Annotated in this window: 23 protein-coding genes, 1 tRNA gene and 2 pseudogenes; 14 read left to right on the top strand and 12 right to left on the bottom strand. The window is 55.4% G+C overall.

Annotated features, from left to right (window positions below):
* Nucleotides 1–157: 157 nt before the first annotated feature.
* Complete coding sequence (locus ABTV22_RS10160; protein ID WP_433739829.1) at nucleotides 158–454, top strand: hypothetical protein; 297 nt, start codon at nucleotides 158–160, stop codon at nucleotides 452–454.
* A gap of 67 nt (nucleotides 455–521) precedes the next feature.
* Here ABTV22_RS10160 and ABTV22_RS10155 read toward each other — a convergent pair whose 3' ends face one another.
* Nucleotides 522–707 (bottom strand): hypothetical protein, encoded by a 186-nt coding sequence (locus ABTV22_RS10155; RefSeq protein ID WP_433739827.1) that lies wholly within the window; start codon nucleotides 705–707, stop codon nucleotides 522–524.
* Between the two features lie 78 nt (nucleotides 708–785).
* Here ABTV22_RS10155 and ABTV22_RS10150 point away from each other — a divergent pair.
* From ABTV22_RS10150 to ABTV22_RS10115, 8 genes and pseudogenes are all read left to right on the top strand, one after another.
* A pseudogene (locus ABTV22_RS10150) lies at nucleotides 786–1,707 on the top strand (DNA cytosine methyltransferase).
* 47 nt (nucleotides 1,708–1,754) lie between these two features.
* Nucleotides 1,755–2,069: a hypothetical protein gene (locus tag ABTV22_RS10145; RefSeq protein WP_433739825.1), complete on the top strand. Its 315-nt coding sequence runs from the start codon at nucleotides 1,755–1,757 to the stop codon at nucleotides 2,067–2,069.
* A complete protein-coding gene (locus ABTV22_RS10140) occupies nucleotides 2,066–2,395 on the top strand; it encodes a hypothetical protein (RefSeq protein WP_433739823.1) in 330 nt (109 codons plus the stop codon). Before ABTV22_RS10145 ends, ABTV22_RS10140 begins: the two co-directional genes overlap by 4 nt.
* A 49-nt stretch (nucleotides 2,396–2,444) precedes the next feature.
* On the top strand, nucleotides 2,445–2,870 hold the full coding sequence (locus ABTV22_RS10135) for a hypothetical protein (RefSeq protein WP_433739821.1): 426 nt from the start codon (nucleotides 2,445–2,447) through the stop codon (nucleotides 2,868–2,870).
* Nucleotides 2,871–2,919: 49 nt separating this feature from the next.
* On the top strand, nucleotides 2,920–3,279 hold the full coding sequence (locus ABTV22_RS10130; RefSeq protein WP_433739819.1) for a hypothetical protein: 360 nt from the start codon (nucleotides 2,920–2,922) through the stop codon (nucleotides 3,277–3,279).
* 40 nt (nucleotides 3,280–3,319) lie between these two features.
* The gene (locus ABTV22_RS10125) at nucleotides 3,320–3,475 is read left to right on the top strand and encodes a hypothetical protein (RefSeq protein WP_433739817.1); all 156 of its coding nucleotides are present in this window, start codon (nucleotides 3,320–3,322) and stop codon (nucleotides 3,473–3,475) included.
* Nucleotides 3,476–3,509: 34 nt separating this feature from the next.
* Nucleotides 3,510–3,911 carry a hypothetical protein gene (locus ABTV22_RS10120; protein WP_433739815.1) on the top strand — a complete coding sequence of 134 codons (402 nt, stop codon included), beginning with the start codon at nucleotides 3,510–3,512 and terminating at the stop codon, nucleotides 3,909–3,911.
* Nucleotides 3,797–4,975 (top strand): annotated as a pseudogene (locus tag ABTV22_RS10115) (tyrosine-type recombinase/integrase); the annotation flags it as partial. The gene ABTV22_RS10120 and the pseudogene ABTV22_RS10115, both read left to right, overlap by 115 nt.
* A gap of 280 nt (nucleotides 4,976–5,255) precedes the next feature.
* Here the strand turns inward: ABTV22_RS10115 and ABTV22_RS10110 are convergent.
* The gene (locus ABTV22_RS10110; RefSeq protein ID WP_433739814.1) at nucleotides 5,256–5,621 is read right to left on the bottom strand and encodes a hypothetical protein; all 366 of its coding nucleotides are present in this window, start codon (nucleotides 5,619–5,621) and stop codon (nucleotides 5,256–5,258) included.
* 799 nt (nucleotides 5,622–6,420) lie between these two features.
* On the opposite strand from ABTV22_RS10110, the gene ABTV22_RS10105 reads away from it, so the two are divergent.
* On the top strand, nucleotides 6,421–7,908 hold the full coding sequence (locus ABTV22_RS10105) for a hypothetical protein (RefSeq protein WP_433739813.1): 1,488 nt from the start codon (nucleotides 6,421–6,423) through the stop codon (nucleotides 7,906–7,908).
* 76 nt (nucleotides 7,909–7,984) lie between these two features.
* Here the strand turns inward: ABTV22_RS10105 and ABTV22_RS10100 are convergent, their stop codons facing one another.
* The 6 genes from ABTV22_RS10100 to ABTV22_RS10075 form a co-directional block, all read right to left on the bottom strand.
* Nucleotides 7,985–8,503 (bottom strand): lysis system i-spanin subunit Rz, encoded by a 519-nt coding sequence (locus ABTV22_RS10100; protein WP_433739811.1) that lies wholly within the window; start codon nucleotides 8,501–8,503, stop codon nucleotides 7,985–7,987.
* On the bottom strand, nucleotides 8,500–9,033 hold the full coding sequence (locus tag ABTV22_RS10095; protein WP_433739810.1) for a glycoside hydrolase family 19 protein: 534 nt from the start codon (nucleotides 9,031–9,033) through the stop codon (nucleotides 8,500–8,502). Before ABTV22_RS10095 ends, ABTV22_RS10100 begins: the two co-directional genes overlap by 4 nt.
* A gap of 3 nt (nucleotides 9,034–9,036) precedes the next feature.
* Nucleotides 9,037–9,441, bottom strand: coding sequence for a DUF1353 domain-containing protein (locus ABTV22_RS10090; protein WP_433739808.1), 405 nt, complete (start codon nucleotides 9,439–9,441; stop codon nucleotides 9,037–9,039).
* Nucleotides 9,438–9,956, bottom strand: coding sequence for a DUF4376 domain-containing protein (locus tag ABTV22_RS10085; protein ID WP_433739806.1), 519 nt, complete (start codon nucleotides 9,954–9,956; stop codon nucleotides 9,438–9,440). The genes ABTV22_RS10090 and ABTV22_RS10085 overlap by 4 nt, the downstream gene beginning before the upstream one ends.
* Before the next feature lie 75 nt (nucleotides 9,957–10,031).
* A protein-coding gene (locus ABTV22_RS10080) for an IS3 family transposase (protein ID WP_433735520.1) occupies nucleotides 10,032–11,251 on the bottom strand; the annotation gives its coding sequence in 2 pieces (ribosomal slippage) (nucleotides 10,032–10,906 and nucleotides 10,906–11,251; 1,221 coding nt in all).
* A gap of 153 nt (nucleotides 11,252–11,404) precedes the next feature.
* Nucleotides 11,405–11,977 carry a hypothetical protein gene (locus ABTV22_RS10075; RefSeq protein ID WP_433739805.1) on the bottom strand — a complete coding sequence of 191 codons (573 nt, stop codon included), beginning with the start codon at nucleotides 11,975–11,977 and terminating at the stop codon, nucleotides 11,405–11,407.
* Nucleotides 11,978–12,070: 93 nt separating this feature from the next.
* Between ABTV22_RS10075 and ABTV22_RS10070 the strand changes: the two genes are divergently transcribed.
* Entirely contained in the window at nucleotides 12,071–12,940 is an 870-nt protein-coding gene (locus ABTV22_RS10070) for a hypothetical protein (RefSeq protein WP_433739803.1), read from the top strand.
* 7 nt (nucleotides 12,941–12,947) lie between these two features.
* On the opposite strand, the gene ABTV22_RS10065 is transcribed toward ABTV22_RS10070, so the two are convergent.
* Nucleotides 12,948–13,559 (bottom strand): hypothetical protein, encoded by a 612-nt coding sequence (locus ABTV22_RS10065; protein ID WP_433739801.1) that lies wholly within the window; start codon nucleotides 13,557–13,559, stop codon nucleotides 12,948–12,950.
* A gap of 62 nt (nucleotides 13,560–13,621) precedes the next feature.
* Here ABTV22_RS10065 and ABTV22_RS10060 point away from each other — a divergent pair, with 62 nt between their 5' ends.
* The 3 genes from ABTV22_RS10060 (at nucleotide 13,622) to ABTV22_RS10050 (ending at nucleotide 15,329) form a co-directional block, all read left to right on the top strand.
* Nucleotides 13,622–13,786 (top strand): hypothetical protein, encoded by a 165-nt coding sequence (locus ABTV22_RS10060; protein WP_433739799.1) that lies wholly within the window; start codon nucleotides 13,622–13,624, stop codon nucleotides 13,784–13,786.
* A gap of 218 nt (nucleotides 13,787–14,004) precedes the next feature.
* On the top strand, nucleotides 14,005–14,217 hold the full coding sequence (locus tag ABTV22_RS10055; RefSeq protein WP_433739797.1) for a hypothetical protein: 213 nt from the start codon (nucleotides 14,005–14,007) through the stop codon (nucleotides 14,215–14,217).
* Nucleotides 14,217–15,329, top strand: a complete 1,113-nt coding sequence (locus ABTV22_RS10050) for a tyrosine-type recombinase/integrase (protein ID WP_433741354.1) — start codon at nucleotides 14,217–14,219, stop codon at nucleotides 15,327–15,329. The genes ABTV22_RS10055 and ABTV22_RS10050 overlap by 1 nt, the downstream gene beginning before the upstream one ends.
* 89 nt (nucleotides 15,330–15,418) lie before the next feature.
* Here the strand turns inward: ABTV22_RS10050 and ABTV22_RS10045 are convergent.
* From ABTV22_RS10045 to ihfA, 3 genes are all read right to left on the bottom strand, one after another.
* A tRNA-Pro gene (locus ABTV22_RS10045) sits at nucleotides 15,419–15,495 on the bottom strand.
* Between the two features lie 89 nt (nucleotides 15,496–15,584).
* The gene (locus ABTV22_RS10040) at nucleotides 15,585–15,941 is read right to left on the bottom strand and encodes a MerR family transcriptional regulator (protein ID WP_003179985.1); all 357 of its coding nucleotides are present in this window, start codon (nucleotides 15,939–15,941) and stop codon (nucleotides 15,585–15,587) included.
* Nucleotides 15,922–16,224, bottom strand: coding sequence for an integration host factor subunit alpha (gene ihfA, locus ABTV22_RS10035; RefSeq protein WP_002553164.1), 303 nt, complete (start codon nucleotides 16,222–16,224; stop codon nucleotides 15,922–15,924). Before ihfA ends, ABTV22_RS10040 begins: the two co-directional genes overlap by 20 nt.
* Nucleotides 16,225–16,227: the final 3 nt, after the last annotated feature.

The following is a 16,227-nucleotide window of genomic DNA, read 5'->3' as shown; positions in this document are numbered from 1 at the left end:
TCCTTATTATTTTTATGAGGATAAGGTCTGCCAGATTCTGACTGCCAACCTTCGGAACTCGATGGACCTACGTTCTGCTAACTGGTTCACGCTGCCCCAATAAATTGCTCACTGTCGCATCCGGTCACGGAGGGCGGCGCCTGACTGGAGATAACCCATGCAAGCAGTCATCTATGCGGGCCTGCGTAACGGCGCCTGTGATCAGCAGATCCACGATGCGCTCATTTACAAGCATGTTTCTGAGGTCGCGGAGGAATTCAAACTCTCGCCGAACACCGTCCGAGCAGCCGCCAAGCGAATTGAAAAGGCTGTTGTGTTTGATTTGAAGCTGTTAGGGGGGGGCAGCCAATGGCGATCGAACAAGTCGCTGCGGACTGCTTTCGCAAGGCAGCCCTCGGCGCATACCGAAGCTATCACGGCACTTTCCGTAATCTTGAGCTGCCCTGCTGGGTGATTACCGACGGCACCCAGAAAATCGAGGTAACTGAACTTCGCAAGATCGATACCGGCGAAGTTTCGATCTAGCGCACCTGGTGCAGAATGGCCGGCTCATCTCCGTAGGCAATCACCCGCCAGCGCGCAAGCTCGGCGATCAGGCGCAGTCCTAGGCGAGCCTCAGTCTCAAGCCTGTCCTCAGGAAGGCTGAGCAACCGCACTACCTCTTCGCCGATCAGCCGTATCGCCTCCACATCGGTTTTTGAACTCATCGCAGTCACCGTCGGGTTTGCACCAGGTGCAAATCATCATCCCAATTTACGAATCACGCCAGTCGGCGAGGATCCCATATGCTCACAGCAGTTGACTTGTTCGCCGGTTTTGGCGGTTGGACAAAGGGCGGCCGCAACGCCGGCCTGAAGGTTCTTTGGGCTGCAAACCACTGGCCCGAGGCGGTCGAGTGGCACCCGAAACAACCCGGACACAATCCATGCGTGCCAAGACTTGCACCAGGCTGACTGGTCGCAGGTGCCGAAGCACGATGTGATGCTTGCCTCGCCATGTTGTCAAGGGCATACCAAGGCACGCGGTAAGGAGTCAGGTACTCCAAAGCATGACAACTCGCGCTCGACTGCCTGGGCACCGGTCGCCAATGCCGAGGTCAACCGGCCTGAATTCGCCGTGATCGAGAATGTTCCGGAGTTCATGGACTGGATTTTATATCCTGCGTGGGCCGACGCGATGCAGCGCCTGGGTTACGCATTGGCCCCGCACATCGTTGATTGCGCTGACCTCGGCGTCCCACAACACCGAGTAAGGCTGTTCATGGTCTGCTCACGCAGCAAGGCGCCGCTACATCTGCAACTGCCACGCTATCAGCACGTTCCGGCCAGCGAGATTATCGACTTCAACGCTGGCAAGTGGTCGCCAATCAATAAGCCGGGCCGTGCGACGTCGACGCTGACCCGTGTGAAGAATGGTCGCGAGCGCTTCGGCGACCGGTTCGTGATGCCGAATTACAGATCAGGTTCCGGCCTCACCGGCCGCAGCCTTGATCGACCGATAGGCACCATAACCACACTGGACCGCTGGGCAGTGGTAGACGGCGACATGATGCGTATGCTCCGCGCCGATGAAGCAATGGCTGCGCAGTCCTTCCCTGCTGACACCCTGCGACCGGATAACCACCGGCTGACCATGCACATGACTGGCAATGCGGTACCACCGCTGGCAGGGCAGCGAATCATCGAGGCACTGAAAGCCGCCGCCTAACTCCCTTCCCCTTCAAAGTCAGCCGCTATAGCGGCAAAGGAACAGTCATGCCTGAAGAAACGGTTTTGATCCAGCCTGTTGTCGTGGAACGGGATGAAGACGGCTGGTGGGATCATCCCGATATGCCCGACTTCGATGAAGACTACGCGGCCTTCAAGGCATGGATCGCGGAGCAGCACCTTGTGCTGCAGCAGTGGCATATGGACGCGGATATCGACGGCCATCACCCGTATGACGACGGTAAGTGTCACTGCCTCGGCTGGAATCCGGTTGCGCCTGGGCCAGAGTGGTTCCTCCTCGGGATATTCGATACCGAAGACGGACCTTGCGTGAGCTGGGCACGCCGCGAGGTGATGCCATGACCCGTGACGAGGCTCGATCCTTGTTCGAGAGTGCAAAGCTCGATTATTCGGTGATTACCCCGAAAAGCATTCAACGGCTACGCACGTTGATAAATCTTCGCATGAAGGAAAGCGGATGCATGCGAGGGGTTTTCCGCTGTCGTCAGCGCGCCGTAGTCCGTGAAGGCTATGCCGAGATCAAATGCAAGGCGTCCTACTTCGACGACAGGGAGGCAGTCACCTTCAACCGTGACGGATTTATCGGGTTCGCCGGCTGGGCGGATGACAAAAACATTCAGCCGGTTCTGGCTGGCTTCACTGATTGGGTTAGAGAGGTGACCCCATGATCGCCCTCGCCTGGTTCGCCTACGTGTATTGCTACAAGGGGCCGCGGTGATGATCGTCAGAATCGGATTTAACCCCGACAACCTGAAGGTAGAAGACGAAGCCTGGCCAGCCTTCAATGCTGGCGGCCTCACCCTCAAAATTTGGGCGCTTTACAAAAAGCACTTCGTCACCTCCCAACACTTCCACGAATCCTTAATACAGATGGCCGAGCTGTTTGAGCGGATGCTCGACATCGATGACCACGAAGTTCGGCCATACATGAACATCGACGAGTTCATGGGTTACCTCGGTGCCTGCGGGATTTACGGAACGGTGGTCGGGCCACGCCACAAAGAAATGGCCGAATGGGTGGTCAGGTACTGGGACTATTTCAATCTATCTACCCAGCGATCAGTGATGCTCCAGTTCAAGGTTGTGAAAGAAGTCGATGAGACTTTGACCGTATTCGGCTTCGGCCAGGCCACCACCGCCTAACCCCTACCCCACACAAGAGCCTGCCGGTGAACGGCGGGCGAGGATTCGTATGTCCGATTTTCAAACCGAAACCACGCCCACCGCCCGCAAGCATCACAAATGCTGTGAGTGCTATGGCGTTATTGGCCCGGGTCAGAAATACCAACTCATCACCGGCAGCTGGGATGGCGACATGGATGCCTTCAAAACCTGCATGCCCTGCATTGAGGCGCGTACCTGGGCCACCGCACAACCTGAATGGTGTGGCGACGGCGAACACCTCTACTACTTCGGTCGCCTCGATGAAGACCTGTCCGAGCTTGCGCCAGAGATCAGGTCAGAGGATGGCCGTCGATTCCGTGCATACCGACTGCAGGTGTTGATGACCCGGCGCCGTAACGCAGGCCGGGCGAACCGAGCAGCGGCATAAACCATCACCACCAACCGCCCCTTGGGCAAGGAAGTGCGCCATGACCATCACGAAGATCATCAAGGGCCCGCACCGCTTCGGCGGATTTTGGTGGGTGATCGCCGACTGCGGCGGAAAGATCCAACACATCTGCCGACGTACCGAACAACAGGCTCGCGAAATAGCCCCTGGGCAGGACAGCGTGACCATTCACTGAACACTCTGCCGCCGGCGGCGGCACGGAGACAGCTATGTCCAATCGAAGCGCGGCACAGGTCGCGCCAATCCTCCCGCGCTTTATCCGCGCCGGCGAGGCCTACGGATATCTCGGCATGTGCCGGGATGAGTTCAACAAGACGGTCAGGCCGAACGTGCGCGAATTCCCGATCGGGAAACAGGGTATCGGGTTCGACCGGCTTGAGCTTGACCAGTGGGCAGACGCTTACGTCGAGTCCATGGCAATTGAAAAAGCGGCGAATCAGGACAACAATCAGCCCCGCAGTGGGCGCCAAGGAGGTAATAAATGGCGCGAAAAACGATCTCCGGTCTCTACGAGAGAAACGGAATCTGGCACATCGACAAGGTCGTCAGAGGTAACCGACTTCAGGAAAGCACTGGAGCAAGCGAAAGGCAGGAAGCGGAGCAGTACCTGATTCACCGACTGGAAAAGCTCAGACAGGAAAAGGTCTACGGCGTGCGCCAGGTGCGAACCTGGCGTGAGGCAGCCACGCGATTCCTGGTTGAATTTAAGGATCAGGCGTCGATCGGCCTGTCCGCATCACACATTGAACAGCTGGACCCGTACATCGGGGATCTGCCGATCACCCATATAGATGACGGAACCCTGGCTGCTTTCAAGCGGGACAGGCAGAAGCCGACGAAGAACGAAAAGGGAAAGGTGAAGCCAGGCGTCTCAAACCGGACGGTCAACATCGCCTTACAGCGAATCGTACGGATCTTGAACCTGTGCCACAGGAAGTGGCGAGACGCAGAGAAACGGCCATGGCTGGATAGTGTGCCGATGATCTCGATGCTGGAGGAAAGGAAGTCGAGCAGGAAGCCCTACCCAATGTCATGGGCAGAGCAGTCGATGCTGTTCGCGGAAATCCCTGACCACCTGCTGAGGATGTCGCTCTACAAGGTGAACACGGGTTGCCGGGAACAGGAAGTCTGCAAGCTTCAATGGGATTGGGAAATCCGGGTACCGGAACTGGGAACGAGCGAGTTCCTGATCCCTGCTGACTTCGGCGGAAGGAGCGAAAAGTCTGGTGTGAAGAATGGCGACGAGAGGCTGGTGGTGCTGAACAAGGTGGCGATGTCGGTCATCGATGGGCAGCGCGGGCTGCATTCGAAGTATGTCTTTCCGTATGGGCAGCCGGACGAACACGGTCCGACTCCGATGCACCGGATGAATGACACAGCATGGAAGAAGGCCAGGGTGAGAGCGGCGGCGAAGTGGGAAATGGAGCACAAGTCACCGGCACACCCTGGGTTCAGATCGATCAGGATTCACGACCTCAAGCACACCTTTGGCAGAAGGCTACGTGCAGCGGGCGTGACACTGGAAGATCGGAAGGCGCTCTTGGGGCACAAGAATGGCAGCGTTACGAGCCACTATTCTACCGCAGAGCTTGAGCAGTTGATTGAGGCGGCAAACAAAGTATCAGCGACCGATTCGAGAGGACCGGCACTGACCATCTTGAGGAGGAAAACGGGATGCCCCCCCGCAAAAGTCCCTACGCATGAAAAAGCCGAACTGGTGAGAGTTCGGCTAAGTCATTGAAAAATATGGTCGGGACGGAGTGATTCGAACACTCGACCCCTAGCACCCCATGTTGGGGACTGTAGCCAGCTAAGTTATTGTTTTAAAACGAATAGAGCCAATTGTAGGTTCGGCAAAAAATCCGCTTTTTTGTAGTTTTGCAAACGAAAACACGCGGCCTCCAGCGGAGGTTTTGCGCACCTTTCTCCGGCGTCGAGCCAACTCATCCTGCACCTTAATCAAGGTACTTAATCACGGCGAACTTGGAGCTTGCACGATCGCCATGTCGATTAGATTCGCCATTCCAAATGACTGCATTGCCGCCTACCTCCTTGACCTTTAGAGCGACCGCGCCTTTCAAACCGTTCATGGTTACCGGATTGGCTAAACGAACATCATTGATAACTCCGAGCATCTTGAATTTTCGAGGCGGCTCCCCGTTTGTCCAAAAATCGATCCCATCAATGGTTTCTTTTGCACCACCCTGTCCTTCAAAGGTTCCGTTCTTCGATTCATACGGTTGAAAATCTGTAGTCGAGTAAAGGGAGCACCCAGAAACTAACGCGGCGGCAATCATTGCTACGAGGAAAAGCTTTTTCATTGGACGACCTTCTGGCGGTGGCATTGGCGCTCAACTTCCCAGTATGGCCAAAAATCACCCTAATGCTTGTGCATGGGGACCAGGAAACTAACTCAGGCTCTGGACTGGCCGGATAAACTTAGGCACCACTATGTCAAGGTGACCCAGAAACCTAGGCAAGCAATTGATACATAAGGAAAAATAGGTGATGTTAAAGAGGTGCAAAACCGCCACATCACCCTATAAAAATCAATAACTTAGCGTTGTATACTCCTACAGTAGCCTCCCTTCCCCGGCGTTCTGCCGACTGAACACAACCCCTCCTTTATATAGCCCGCTCAGTGAAATGGATGCACCGGACCACCGAGCACGCGAAACTTGTACTGCTGAACCGCCCCCATAAGCCATTCCGCCGTCAGACGCAGCCGCTCAACCTCCTCGGTTGGCAGGACGCCCTTCGCCTCATCGTACTTGAACACTGCTCACAGGGGGTGCTGCATCAATGGCACACCTGCAGAAATCTTCCCGCTAAGTCCTTCACTCACCAGCTCCTCCCACTATTTGATCAAGGTAGTATAGGCCGACTCAAAGACCAGGCTGGCTATCCTGGCTCGGCCAACGCTTTCGTCAGCCCCCCGATCGGGCATCAGCCTGTGCGAGCAGATCCGATAACACCATGGCGGCACGGTACCTTTATGGGAACCTCGACGCGCACGTGTGACCCTTCGACTAAATTCCGATTGCTAGGTTCAGCTAGTTTGAAGTGCCTAGCTAGTCTAGTATGTGCAAAAACTCCCTATATCAGAGCGCCACACTAGAAATGCGTATAACACAGGATAGTTTAAAAAAAATAATTTTCGGATCAATCGTCGCCATTCTGATAGCCATCATTCTTTTACCGTACTCAAAAAACGGTTTCTGGGCGGACGACGCCTTGAATAGCCAGACGTGGGGAATGATCAATCGATTCGATTCCAGCGTAATTGAATTTTCAAATATTGTTATTCAGGCATGGTTTGATAAATACGGTAGAATTCTTTTACCTTGGCCTTTCATTTACAGTTTTTTCTATATACTCAAAAGCGAACTTGCTGTCAGGCTGGCGGACATGGCAATGTTCATCACCCATGTAAGCCTTACAACTCTACTACTGCGTAGAATTGGAGTATCTTGGCGGACAATCGGCTTATTTATTTTGTCTTTATTGGCTTTACTGCAAATACGGGACTCGTGGGATCCATTGGCAGCATTCGCCGGCTTTAGCCAAGGCGTTGGGATCCTCCTTACGTCATCCCTCCTGATGCTTCACAAGTGGCACAAAACTAAATCCGTAGCATGGCTAGCCGCGTCTTCGTTAATAGCCGTTCTATCAATGACTTTCTATGAGACCAATATCGTCTACGCCCCGATTGCAATCGTGACAATACTTACCTCTAACCACTCAAGAAAAATTCGTAACACAGCCATAGTCTTCGTGCCATTGCTCATATTCATGACTGTAAGTCTCTATGTGAAGCAAATTGCCCTGACCCCTTATGCAGGCTCTGAAGTTGGAAGCTTAAGCGCTGTACCCGAGACATTCCTCAAACAGCTATTCGGGACGCTCCCATGGAGTTTTTACTTATCCGCAGGAAAAAACGAGTACCCTCCACACGAGCTTTTCAATGCAGCTTCCACAAGTACGCTCGCATGGGGAGTTATGCTCTTGTGGTCAGCTATAGCAATCATAGTGCTTAGGCGTGAACACACTAAACAGCCTGGGATGCTCATGTCTATTTTCGCAGCAGGTGTTCTTCTACTTTTGCCACCAGTGCTTATTTCTATCTCAGCCAAGTATCAATCAGGCTTGACCTGGGGGCACGCACACATTCCAGTCTATTACCAATGCTTCGGACTTGCGTTTCTTCTTGCAGCCGCTGTAGATCAGCTCGCACGGGGGGCAATGGCAAATTTGGCGATGGCCTGCGTTCCATTGGTTGGGCTTGGAGTTGCACTGAACTGGACGATGAACATGCACCAGTCGGCAGTGTGGGACTCCGTGCTGAGGGAGCCACGTGACTCCTTGGTTTCCGCCATGCAGAACGGTCTCTTCGATGAGGTCCGCGACGGCGATGTAGTACTGGTAGAAGGTCAACCAATGCATATAAACGGCAATCTGATATACCAAACCATCGAAAAGAATTTTTCTATTCCCAACGAGGCTGCGGTTTCAAAGTGGTTTGTGTCCCCGCCCAGGGCCGATGCTAAGGTTTATCGCTTAGTACGTAACCCAGCAGCCAACAATCAGTGGCAAGTGGTGGCACAATAATTCAGGGGTGCCTGAATACCGTTCAGCCCGCCCTGCGCGGGCTTCTACTCTCGAAATACGAAAACAACCCCATTCATTATTTAGCCTCGCTCAATTCCGACAAGCAGGCCCGAGTTATATATTGCTGCAGTGCTTTCAAGGCTGCCCGGTCGGCAATGATCCCGGCGCGGATATCGAAAACAGCTGATCCAGCAGTTGCAGTGAGTTCGACAGTTCCTGCATCGCCCAGGTCGGAGGCGCCGGCGGTAGCGGGCACATCCCAGCTACTGGCGCGACAACTTCCCGCTATGCGCAGCCGGCGAGCAGAGTCAGCAGCAGCGCGGCGAAGCCTTTCATTCTCGGCAAGGTCATTGGTCTTTTCCTTCTGGGCTTTCTGGTCGAGGTCGGCGAGCGCTTGTTCGGCCGCCTGTTGTTTCTCCAGCGCCTGACGGGCTTGCGCGGTACCGGCATTGGCGATTTTGGCGAGGTCAGCTTGCCGATTCGCTGCATTGGTGGCGATGATCTGGCCGTAGCTATTAGCCTGCCACATCCAGGCGCCGGCGGTACCGATCAGTACCGTGGCTATATAAGGAAGGATTCGCAGCAGAACCTTCATGCCAGCACCTCGGTGGCCTTCTCCAAGATCTTCAGTCGGTCAGCTTGGCCGTTGAGCCCGCCATTGATACGCCGAGTAATCTTTTCGAAATCACCGGCATCCGCCAGGGAGTTCAGCCCCTTCGTTGCCCAGAACCATGCCGCCGACAGGCAAGCGTACTGTGGCTGTTCCAACAGTTCCGGCTGATTGACCAGGTCCAGTCCCAGGGCTTCACCGCAGGCCGCGTAGTTCGCCCGGCCGGTGATCTGAATCAGACCCCGGCCACGGTACTTGAAGCCGTCACCGGCTATGGTATTGCCCAGGTCTTTCCGACCTTCGTACCCGCGCTGCGCCGGGGTAGGCCCCCAAATCTCACGGACGTAGCGCAGCTGGCCCGACTCATGACCGATCTGAGCAATGAATGCGGAAACCCGTTTGCTGCCAACGATCTGGTACCGCTGCATGGCTGTGTTGAGGGTAGGTACAAAAACGCCGGCTTTGGCGCCGGCGTTGGGGAGGATCTGAAGGAGTTGCTGCGATGTGATAGGCATCGATCATGCTCCAGATGCAGAAGACCCCGGGCATGCCGGGGTCTTGGTGTAGTGGGAGGCGCCGCCTATTCGAACGCCAATCCAGAACAGCGAGGCTCGCCAGCGCGCCACCCCTTCAGCGCGCAAGGCACGATAGAAAATGGCGTCGGCTTGCTTGCGACTGACGGCGCCGGTCGCGTATAGCCAGTCATGCACCGTAGCCGCGTAGTTGCCGTAGCCGGACACCAGCGCGAATAGTGCGAACAGGAAGGCATTGTGCAGAACCTTGATACTGGCGAAGTCCGTCGAGAAACCGGCCGGCACCGTGATGACGCGCTGGCTCTCATCGGCCAGCACCAACTCATCAAGGAGAATGTGCGTCCACTTGCCGATTTGCTCAGTTTTCAAGGTGGTAGTGAAACGGCTCATACCGGCCAACCCTCGTTGAGCATGGCTGTAGTGAAGGTGCCGTCGCCAACCGCTACCAGAAGATCGGCTTCACGATCGAAGCAGGCCTGGACAAAGTCCGCGACTGCATCGGCCATCACCAATACCTGGGCAGACGGCAGGTCAACGAACCCTTCCGGGGTTTTCCAGCGCAAGGTGTAGGCCGGGTTGCGCATGGCCTTGATGGCGGAACCATTAATCAAGGTCTTGGCGCGGTCGTCGGTATTGATGGCCATGCCGTCAACGGTGATGCCTGACGTTTCGACCTCGTAGCGCCGCTCAGCGATGCGCGCTACTTGCTGTTCCGCCGTCAACGGCATTTCCGCGTAAGGGCTGATAGCGCCGTGTGCGCCCGATATTAGAGATGCATACAGCTCGCGACCGAATTCATTATCGTCTTCTGGCGAGGCGGTAAAAGGTATCCAGCCAAGGTCTCCGTGCTCGACTTCGCAATCGATTGTGCCACGCTGATTGTAACGAGGGTTTCGAATATCCATTAGGAGATCCTCAGAAAGAGGGATGCATAACCTGCCGATGGACTTGCCCCTACAAAACCGGACACCAACTCCCCGTTAAATTGATGCCGCTGCCAAGCGCCTGAACTCCCTCGGTGAGCGATAGTTCAAAGCGCTGTGCGGATGCTGCTCATTGTAATGCTCGAAGGCAATTGCCAGGTTACGCAGCGCCGTTTCTCGATCCGGCTTGGGCATATGCGCTACGTAATCACGCTTGATTGTCTTTACGAAGCTCTCGGCCATGCCGTTGCTCTGTGGACTGCGCACTGGAGTGGTCACCGGCTGCAAGCCAATCTGCCGAGCAAACAGGCGTGTCTGTTCGGCGGTGTACGCCGAGCCGTTGTCGCTGAGCCATTGCACCGGTGTGGCGGGCAGTTGATCACCGAAGCGCTTTTCCACGCTTTCCAGCATCAGGTCGCGGATATCATCGCCGCTGTACCCGGTCGGGCTTGCGACCCAGCCGATGGCTTCGCGATCACAGCAGTCCAGGGCGAAGGTTACGCTCAGTTTGGCGCCGTCCTCGCAACGGAACTCAAAGCCGTCCGAGCACCAACGTGTATCGCTGGTTTGCACCGCAATACGGCCTTCGTGTCGACGCGGCACGCCGGGTTGTTTGATCCGGCGTTCAAGCAGCAGGTTGTGATCACGCATCACCCGGTAAACCCGCTTCACGTTGATCGCGGGTAGCGACTGGCTTTCACGGGCGCGACGCAGCAATCCCCAGACTCGACGGTAGCCATAGCTGGGCAGCTCACTGACCTGTCGCTGGATTTCAACTACCAGCTCAGCGTCGTTCACAGGTCTGATTCGCCGTGCTTTGGGCGATACCGATTGCTTGATTCGAACCGTTAATTGCGAGCGCGCCACACCGAGACATTCGCTGACCAGCTTCACTGGTCGTCCCCCGGCAACAAGGGTGAGTGCGCAATCCATTTTCGCGACTGGGCGATCTCCACGGCCTCTTTGAGGATTTCTGCTTCCATCGTTTTCTTGCCCAGCATCCGTTGCAGTTCACGGATCTGCTTGAGCGCATCGCTCAGCTCAGAGGCCGGCACCACGGCTTCACCGGCGCTGACTGCCGACAGGCTGCCGTCCTGATACAGCTTGCGCCACAGGAACAGCTGATTGGCATTGATGCCGTTGCGCCGAGCGACGACCGACACACTTTGCCCTGGCTCAAGGCTCTCGCGAACCATGGCCAGCTTTTGCTCTGGGCTCCAGCGGCGCCGCCGCTCCTGACCCAAAAGCTCCCCACTCTTATAGTTGCTGTTAGTCATAAACATAACCGTTTGCCTATCCCTTATCGTAAGGGGGAAACGGTGTCCTGTCTTTCATGGGGCTCGTTCATATCACTTCTTTAACCAATTCATCCAAGGCTGCAATTTCCTTTTCGCCGTAACCAGCCTTCCGTAATACCCCACTTCAACGAATCACGCCAGCCGGCGAGGCACGAAGAGTCGCGCTGGTGGAAGGTCACAATACGGGGTGGAGCAGAATTTCTCCTGTTCAGTGCGCTCTGCACAGAGAATTTGCGCAACGTCACTGACGTTCTGCAGTAAATACAAGGTAATTCGCTGCCCCTTGGCAACGGCGTCCGACATGCGCAAATGAACTGCTCGGAAAGCGTCGGGCTTGCCCTTTCGGTAAGGCCTCCCGGCCAAATGATTTACGACATTCCGCCGGTATTGAGTTAGCGGTCGACTCGCACCGCGCTCACTTTTTCCGACGTACCTATAAAGCACTTGGCCATTTTCATCCTCAATCTGCCACAAGTAGAGCAGCGGCTTGGTTTCATCGACGCCGCAGGTGAATACTTCGAAGTCCATTGCCGTTAGAGATTGTTCAGATCGCCCATAGGCAAGATCACGCCACCGCGCGAGGTCAGCAATAAGGCGAAGTCCTTCCCTAACCTCGGGCTCAAGCTTTTCCTCTGGAAGGCTGAGCAGCCGCACCACCTCTTCACCAATAAGTCGAATCGCTTCCACATCGGTTTTCGCACTCATCGCAACCACCATCAGGTTTGCGCCAGGTGCAAATCATTATCCCAATTTACGAATCACGCCAGCCGGCGAGGCAATCGGCTGTCTGGAGCAGTTATGAGTCCCTATCTGATCACGGGCCCGGCCCAGATCGGCATCAGTGGTGGCCGTACCAGCGCCCACATGGTCTACAAAATCCTCGAAGCGCACGGCGGTACTTTGCCGCCGGACGTGCACCTGTTCTTCCAGAACACCGGAAAAGAGCGTGAGGAGACACTGATCTTCATCGATCAAATCGCCAGGCGCTGGAACGTGAGCATCGTTTGGATGGAGTGGTGCCGCGTTTATGGCCAGCCGGATGACGCTCCCTGGTACCGGCTGGTGGACTTCGAAACAGCCAGTCGCAACGGCGAACCGTTCACGATGATGCTCGTGTACTACGCCGCGTACCGGAAGGCCGAAAAGAACCTGCCGCCGGTGCTGCCGAATTTCTCTAACAATATGTGCACCGCCTACCTGAAGGTGAAGATCGGCGAGAAGCACATGAGAGTCCTTGGCTACACCGAATGGGATTGTGTGGTCGGCATTCGCTACGACGAGCCGAAACGATATCACCGCATGATGGCCGCCAATGATCGCGGCGGCACCCGCTGGGACAACCTATGCCCCTCCTACACCGCTGGCGTCACGAAAGAGGATGTAGCGAACTTCTGGGCGTCGCAGCCTTTCGACCTGGGCATGGATTCAGATTTCGGCAACTGCGACCTGTGTTGGAAGAAGAACGAAGGGAAGCTCATCAAAACCATCATGCAAGACCCGTCTCGGGTCATCTGGTGGTCAGGTACGGAAGAACGGTTCGGCCAGGTATTCAGGCAGGATCGAGCCGACTACAAGACGATGGGCTGGTCTGCCGAGCAGCGCTCTCGGCAGACCGACCTCGATTTTGACTACCTCGTAGAAGATATCGACTGCTTCTGTGGTGACTAATGAATAGTCAAAAATATCGCTTAATTTTATTCTTCAAAGAAATAAAGAACGATGATGGGCCATGAAGGCTTGTAAGCTTATCCCGAAGGCGAGCAATTATATTTTCATCGAGCGAGCATTGAAACTCATCTCCGATTGAGGTGGACACCACAAATCGAATAGAACGTAGTTCCGATATCCAATCAACTTCAAAATTTGATGAAATTCTGGTGTACCAGTCGTCCCCACCAGCAATTGGAAATCGCCAATCAGCTGATTCGCCATGCGCGAGCTTTATGGGAAGCGCACTGCTTATTTCCCGGCTAAACATCTGCATGAACAGCTTCTTTTTTCGCCGGCGGCCCATACGCCACCCAATGGACACGACGTTGAATTCCCTATCACCTACATTCACTACTCGCAGTTGCACATAGTTTCCCTGCTCGGCTTGCCGCTCCAAATCTAGATCAACCATAACTATTGAGTTTGCTGACAACTTAGCTCTCGGCCTAGATCCGCTTCTTGCCAAATAAAGTGATACAGCAACCGCACTTATTGTACCAATTGCGGCAAGCCAATTAGCAAATCCGTTAATTATCTCCCACTGGCCTTTAGATAACCCAAGGAAAACAACATCCATTTTGTGCACCTGCTCTCGCATCAAGTTGAAACCGATAATGCCATCCTATTGAGGTTACCTCCATGCTCGATTTATTCTGGCGCCTGGTCGCCAAGTTGCTCACGCGCCCGGCATGGGTCAGCAAGCACTGCACTGCACTGCACTGCACTGCAACGTTCTACCGCGTGTGCAACGTCGTCGAGTACCAGCTTACCGCAAAGGATTTGTCGGATCGGGTGACGCCATGATCACCCTCGCCTGGTTCGCCTACGTCTACTGCGACAAGGGGCCGCGCCGATAAGGGCTCACCCCGCCAGCTACCTTCAGGGGAGAAAGCGTGTGCGCAACTGGCGAGGCGAACCAATAAACCATAGTTCAGCCATACAGACCGCCTAATACCCCCCATCTGATTTCAACAATCCTCCCCTACCCCCACCTTCTGCCGCCACGCGGCATTGAGCACTCCATGAAAAAAGAACTGATCAAGATCAGCGAGTTTCAGCGCCGACGCTGGGGCGAAGGCGGCACGCCGCAATGCCCGCAGGCTATCCGCAACCACATCCGGAACGGAATGGTACCCGGCGAGCAGATCGGAAAACTCTGGTACGTTGACTGGGCCGCATTCAGCCGCTCGAAAGGCAACGATCTGGTCGCAATGGTATTGAAAGGAGCAGCATGATGGTGCCACGGCCGCGCAACCCTGCTAACAAGGGACTGCCGCAGAACCTGTACTACGACGCGCGGCGCTCGACCTATCGCTATCGGCGGCCTACCGACGGGAAGTGGTTTCCGTTCGGCGCCGATCGGCTCAAAGCAATTGACGCAGCGAAACAGCTGAACCTTGAGTTTATGCGCGGCGCCGACCTTGTTGGTGCTGTGATGAACAACGCCTCGGAGGCATTTACCGGATTCCTCGATATCTACGAACGCGACGTCCTGCCACCCCGCGAGCTGGCCAAGGGTACCCTGGGCTTGTACGCGGTGCACTTCCGGCGCTTTCGGAAGCACTTCGAAGGCAAGGCCGTAGACCAGATCACGATCCGCATGATCGCTGAGATGCTGGATGCCCTCACCCCGCGCACGGCCAACCAGTGTCGGGCCCTACTGGTCGACATTTTCAACCACGCCGCAGCCAAAGGGCTGTGCCCGGACAATCCGGCCGCCAGCACCATCAATCGCATCGAGAAGAAGCAACGCAAGCGCCACACCGTGGAGGGTCTGAAAGCCATCAGGGAGAAAGCGCCAGCCTGGCTGCAGAACGCAATAGACCTGGCCCTGATCACCGCCCAGCGCCGAACCGACATCCTCGATATGCGCTTCGACGGCGTTCGCGAGGGCTACCTCTATCTGGTGCAAAAGAAAACGGCCAAGGCCAGTGATGCAGCTTGGATTCGCTTTCGTGTGACGCCAGAGCTACAGGCTGTCATCAGCCGCTGTCGTGATGACACCGCATCACCATACCTGGTGCACCGGAAGCCTGATCGCCTGAAACAGAAACAGGCGCAGACCAAGGACCACTGGACGAAGGTTGAAGAACGTTATTTGACGCGAGCGTTCAAGGAAGCTAGGGAGGCAGCGGAATGCTACAAGGGATGGAAGGAGGAAGAGATGCCGGGCTTCCATGAAGTGCGAGCGCTGTCGCTGCACTTGTACAAGAAAGCCGGAAAGGATGGGCAGAAGATCGCTGGGCACGCGAGCGAGGACATGACTAAAAACTACCAGCGGGACCACGCGGAAGTCATCTGGTCCGAGGCGATTCCAGACCTGAATATCAGCGAAATCACCGGGTAGTTTTGCGCCAGTTTTGCGCGGGTTTTGCGCAGACACAAAAAAGCCGATCTAGATGATCGGCTTAAGTGTCTGATTTTACTCAGGAATAATGGTCGGGACGGAGTGATTCGAACACTCGACCCCTAGCACCCCATGCTAGTGCGCTACCGGACTGCGCTACGCCCCGACTAGGCGTGAAACCTGTTCCACTTCTCGAGGAACGCTCAAGAATATATCGCAAGCTTTTGAAAACTGGAAGTATTTAAAGCAGGAATTTTATTTCTTGAGGACCACCAGAACATCTTCGAGCTCTGCGATCATCTGGCGAATCATTTGTTTGTATTGCGTGGTGTCGTCTTTGGCTTCATCACCGGACAAACGCAGACGTGCGCCGCCGATGGTGAACCCTTGATCGTAAAGAAGCGCGCGGATCTGCCGGATCATCAGCACATCCTGGCGCTGATAATACCGGCGGTTTCCGCGGCGTTTGACGGGGTTGAGTTGAGGAAACTCCTGCTCCCAATAGCGCAGCACGTGTGGTTTTACCGCACACAGCTCGCTGACTTCACCAATGGTGAAGTAGCGTTTGCCTGGGATGACGGGAAGCTCGTCGTTATGACTTGGTTCCAGCATAAGCCTCAACTCGGGCCTTCAACTTCTGCCCTGGACGAAAGGTGACCACACGGCGAGCCGTGATCGGGATTTCTTCACCCGTTTTCGGGTTGCGGCCAGGCCGCTGGCGTTTGTCCCGAAGGTCGAAATTGCCGAAACCGGACAATTTGACCTGCTCGTTGTCTTCAAGAGCATGCCTGATTTCCTCGAAAAACAGTTCGACCAATTCCTTGGCTTCCCGCTTGTTCAGGCCCAGCTCTTCATACAGACGTTCCGCCATCTCAGCTTTCGTCAAAGCCCCCATACG

Source organism: Pseudomonas putida, from assembly GCF_050990305.1.
In the GTDB taxonomy this organism is placed as follows: Bacteria; Pseudomonadota; Gammaproteobacteria; order Pseudomonadales; family Pseudomonadaceae; genus Aquipseudomonas; species Aquipseudomonas putida_AH.
The sequence above is the reverse complement of the archived record's forward strand: the minus strand, read 5'-3'. Positions and strand labels throughout refer to the sequence as shown.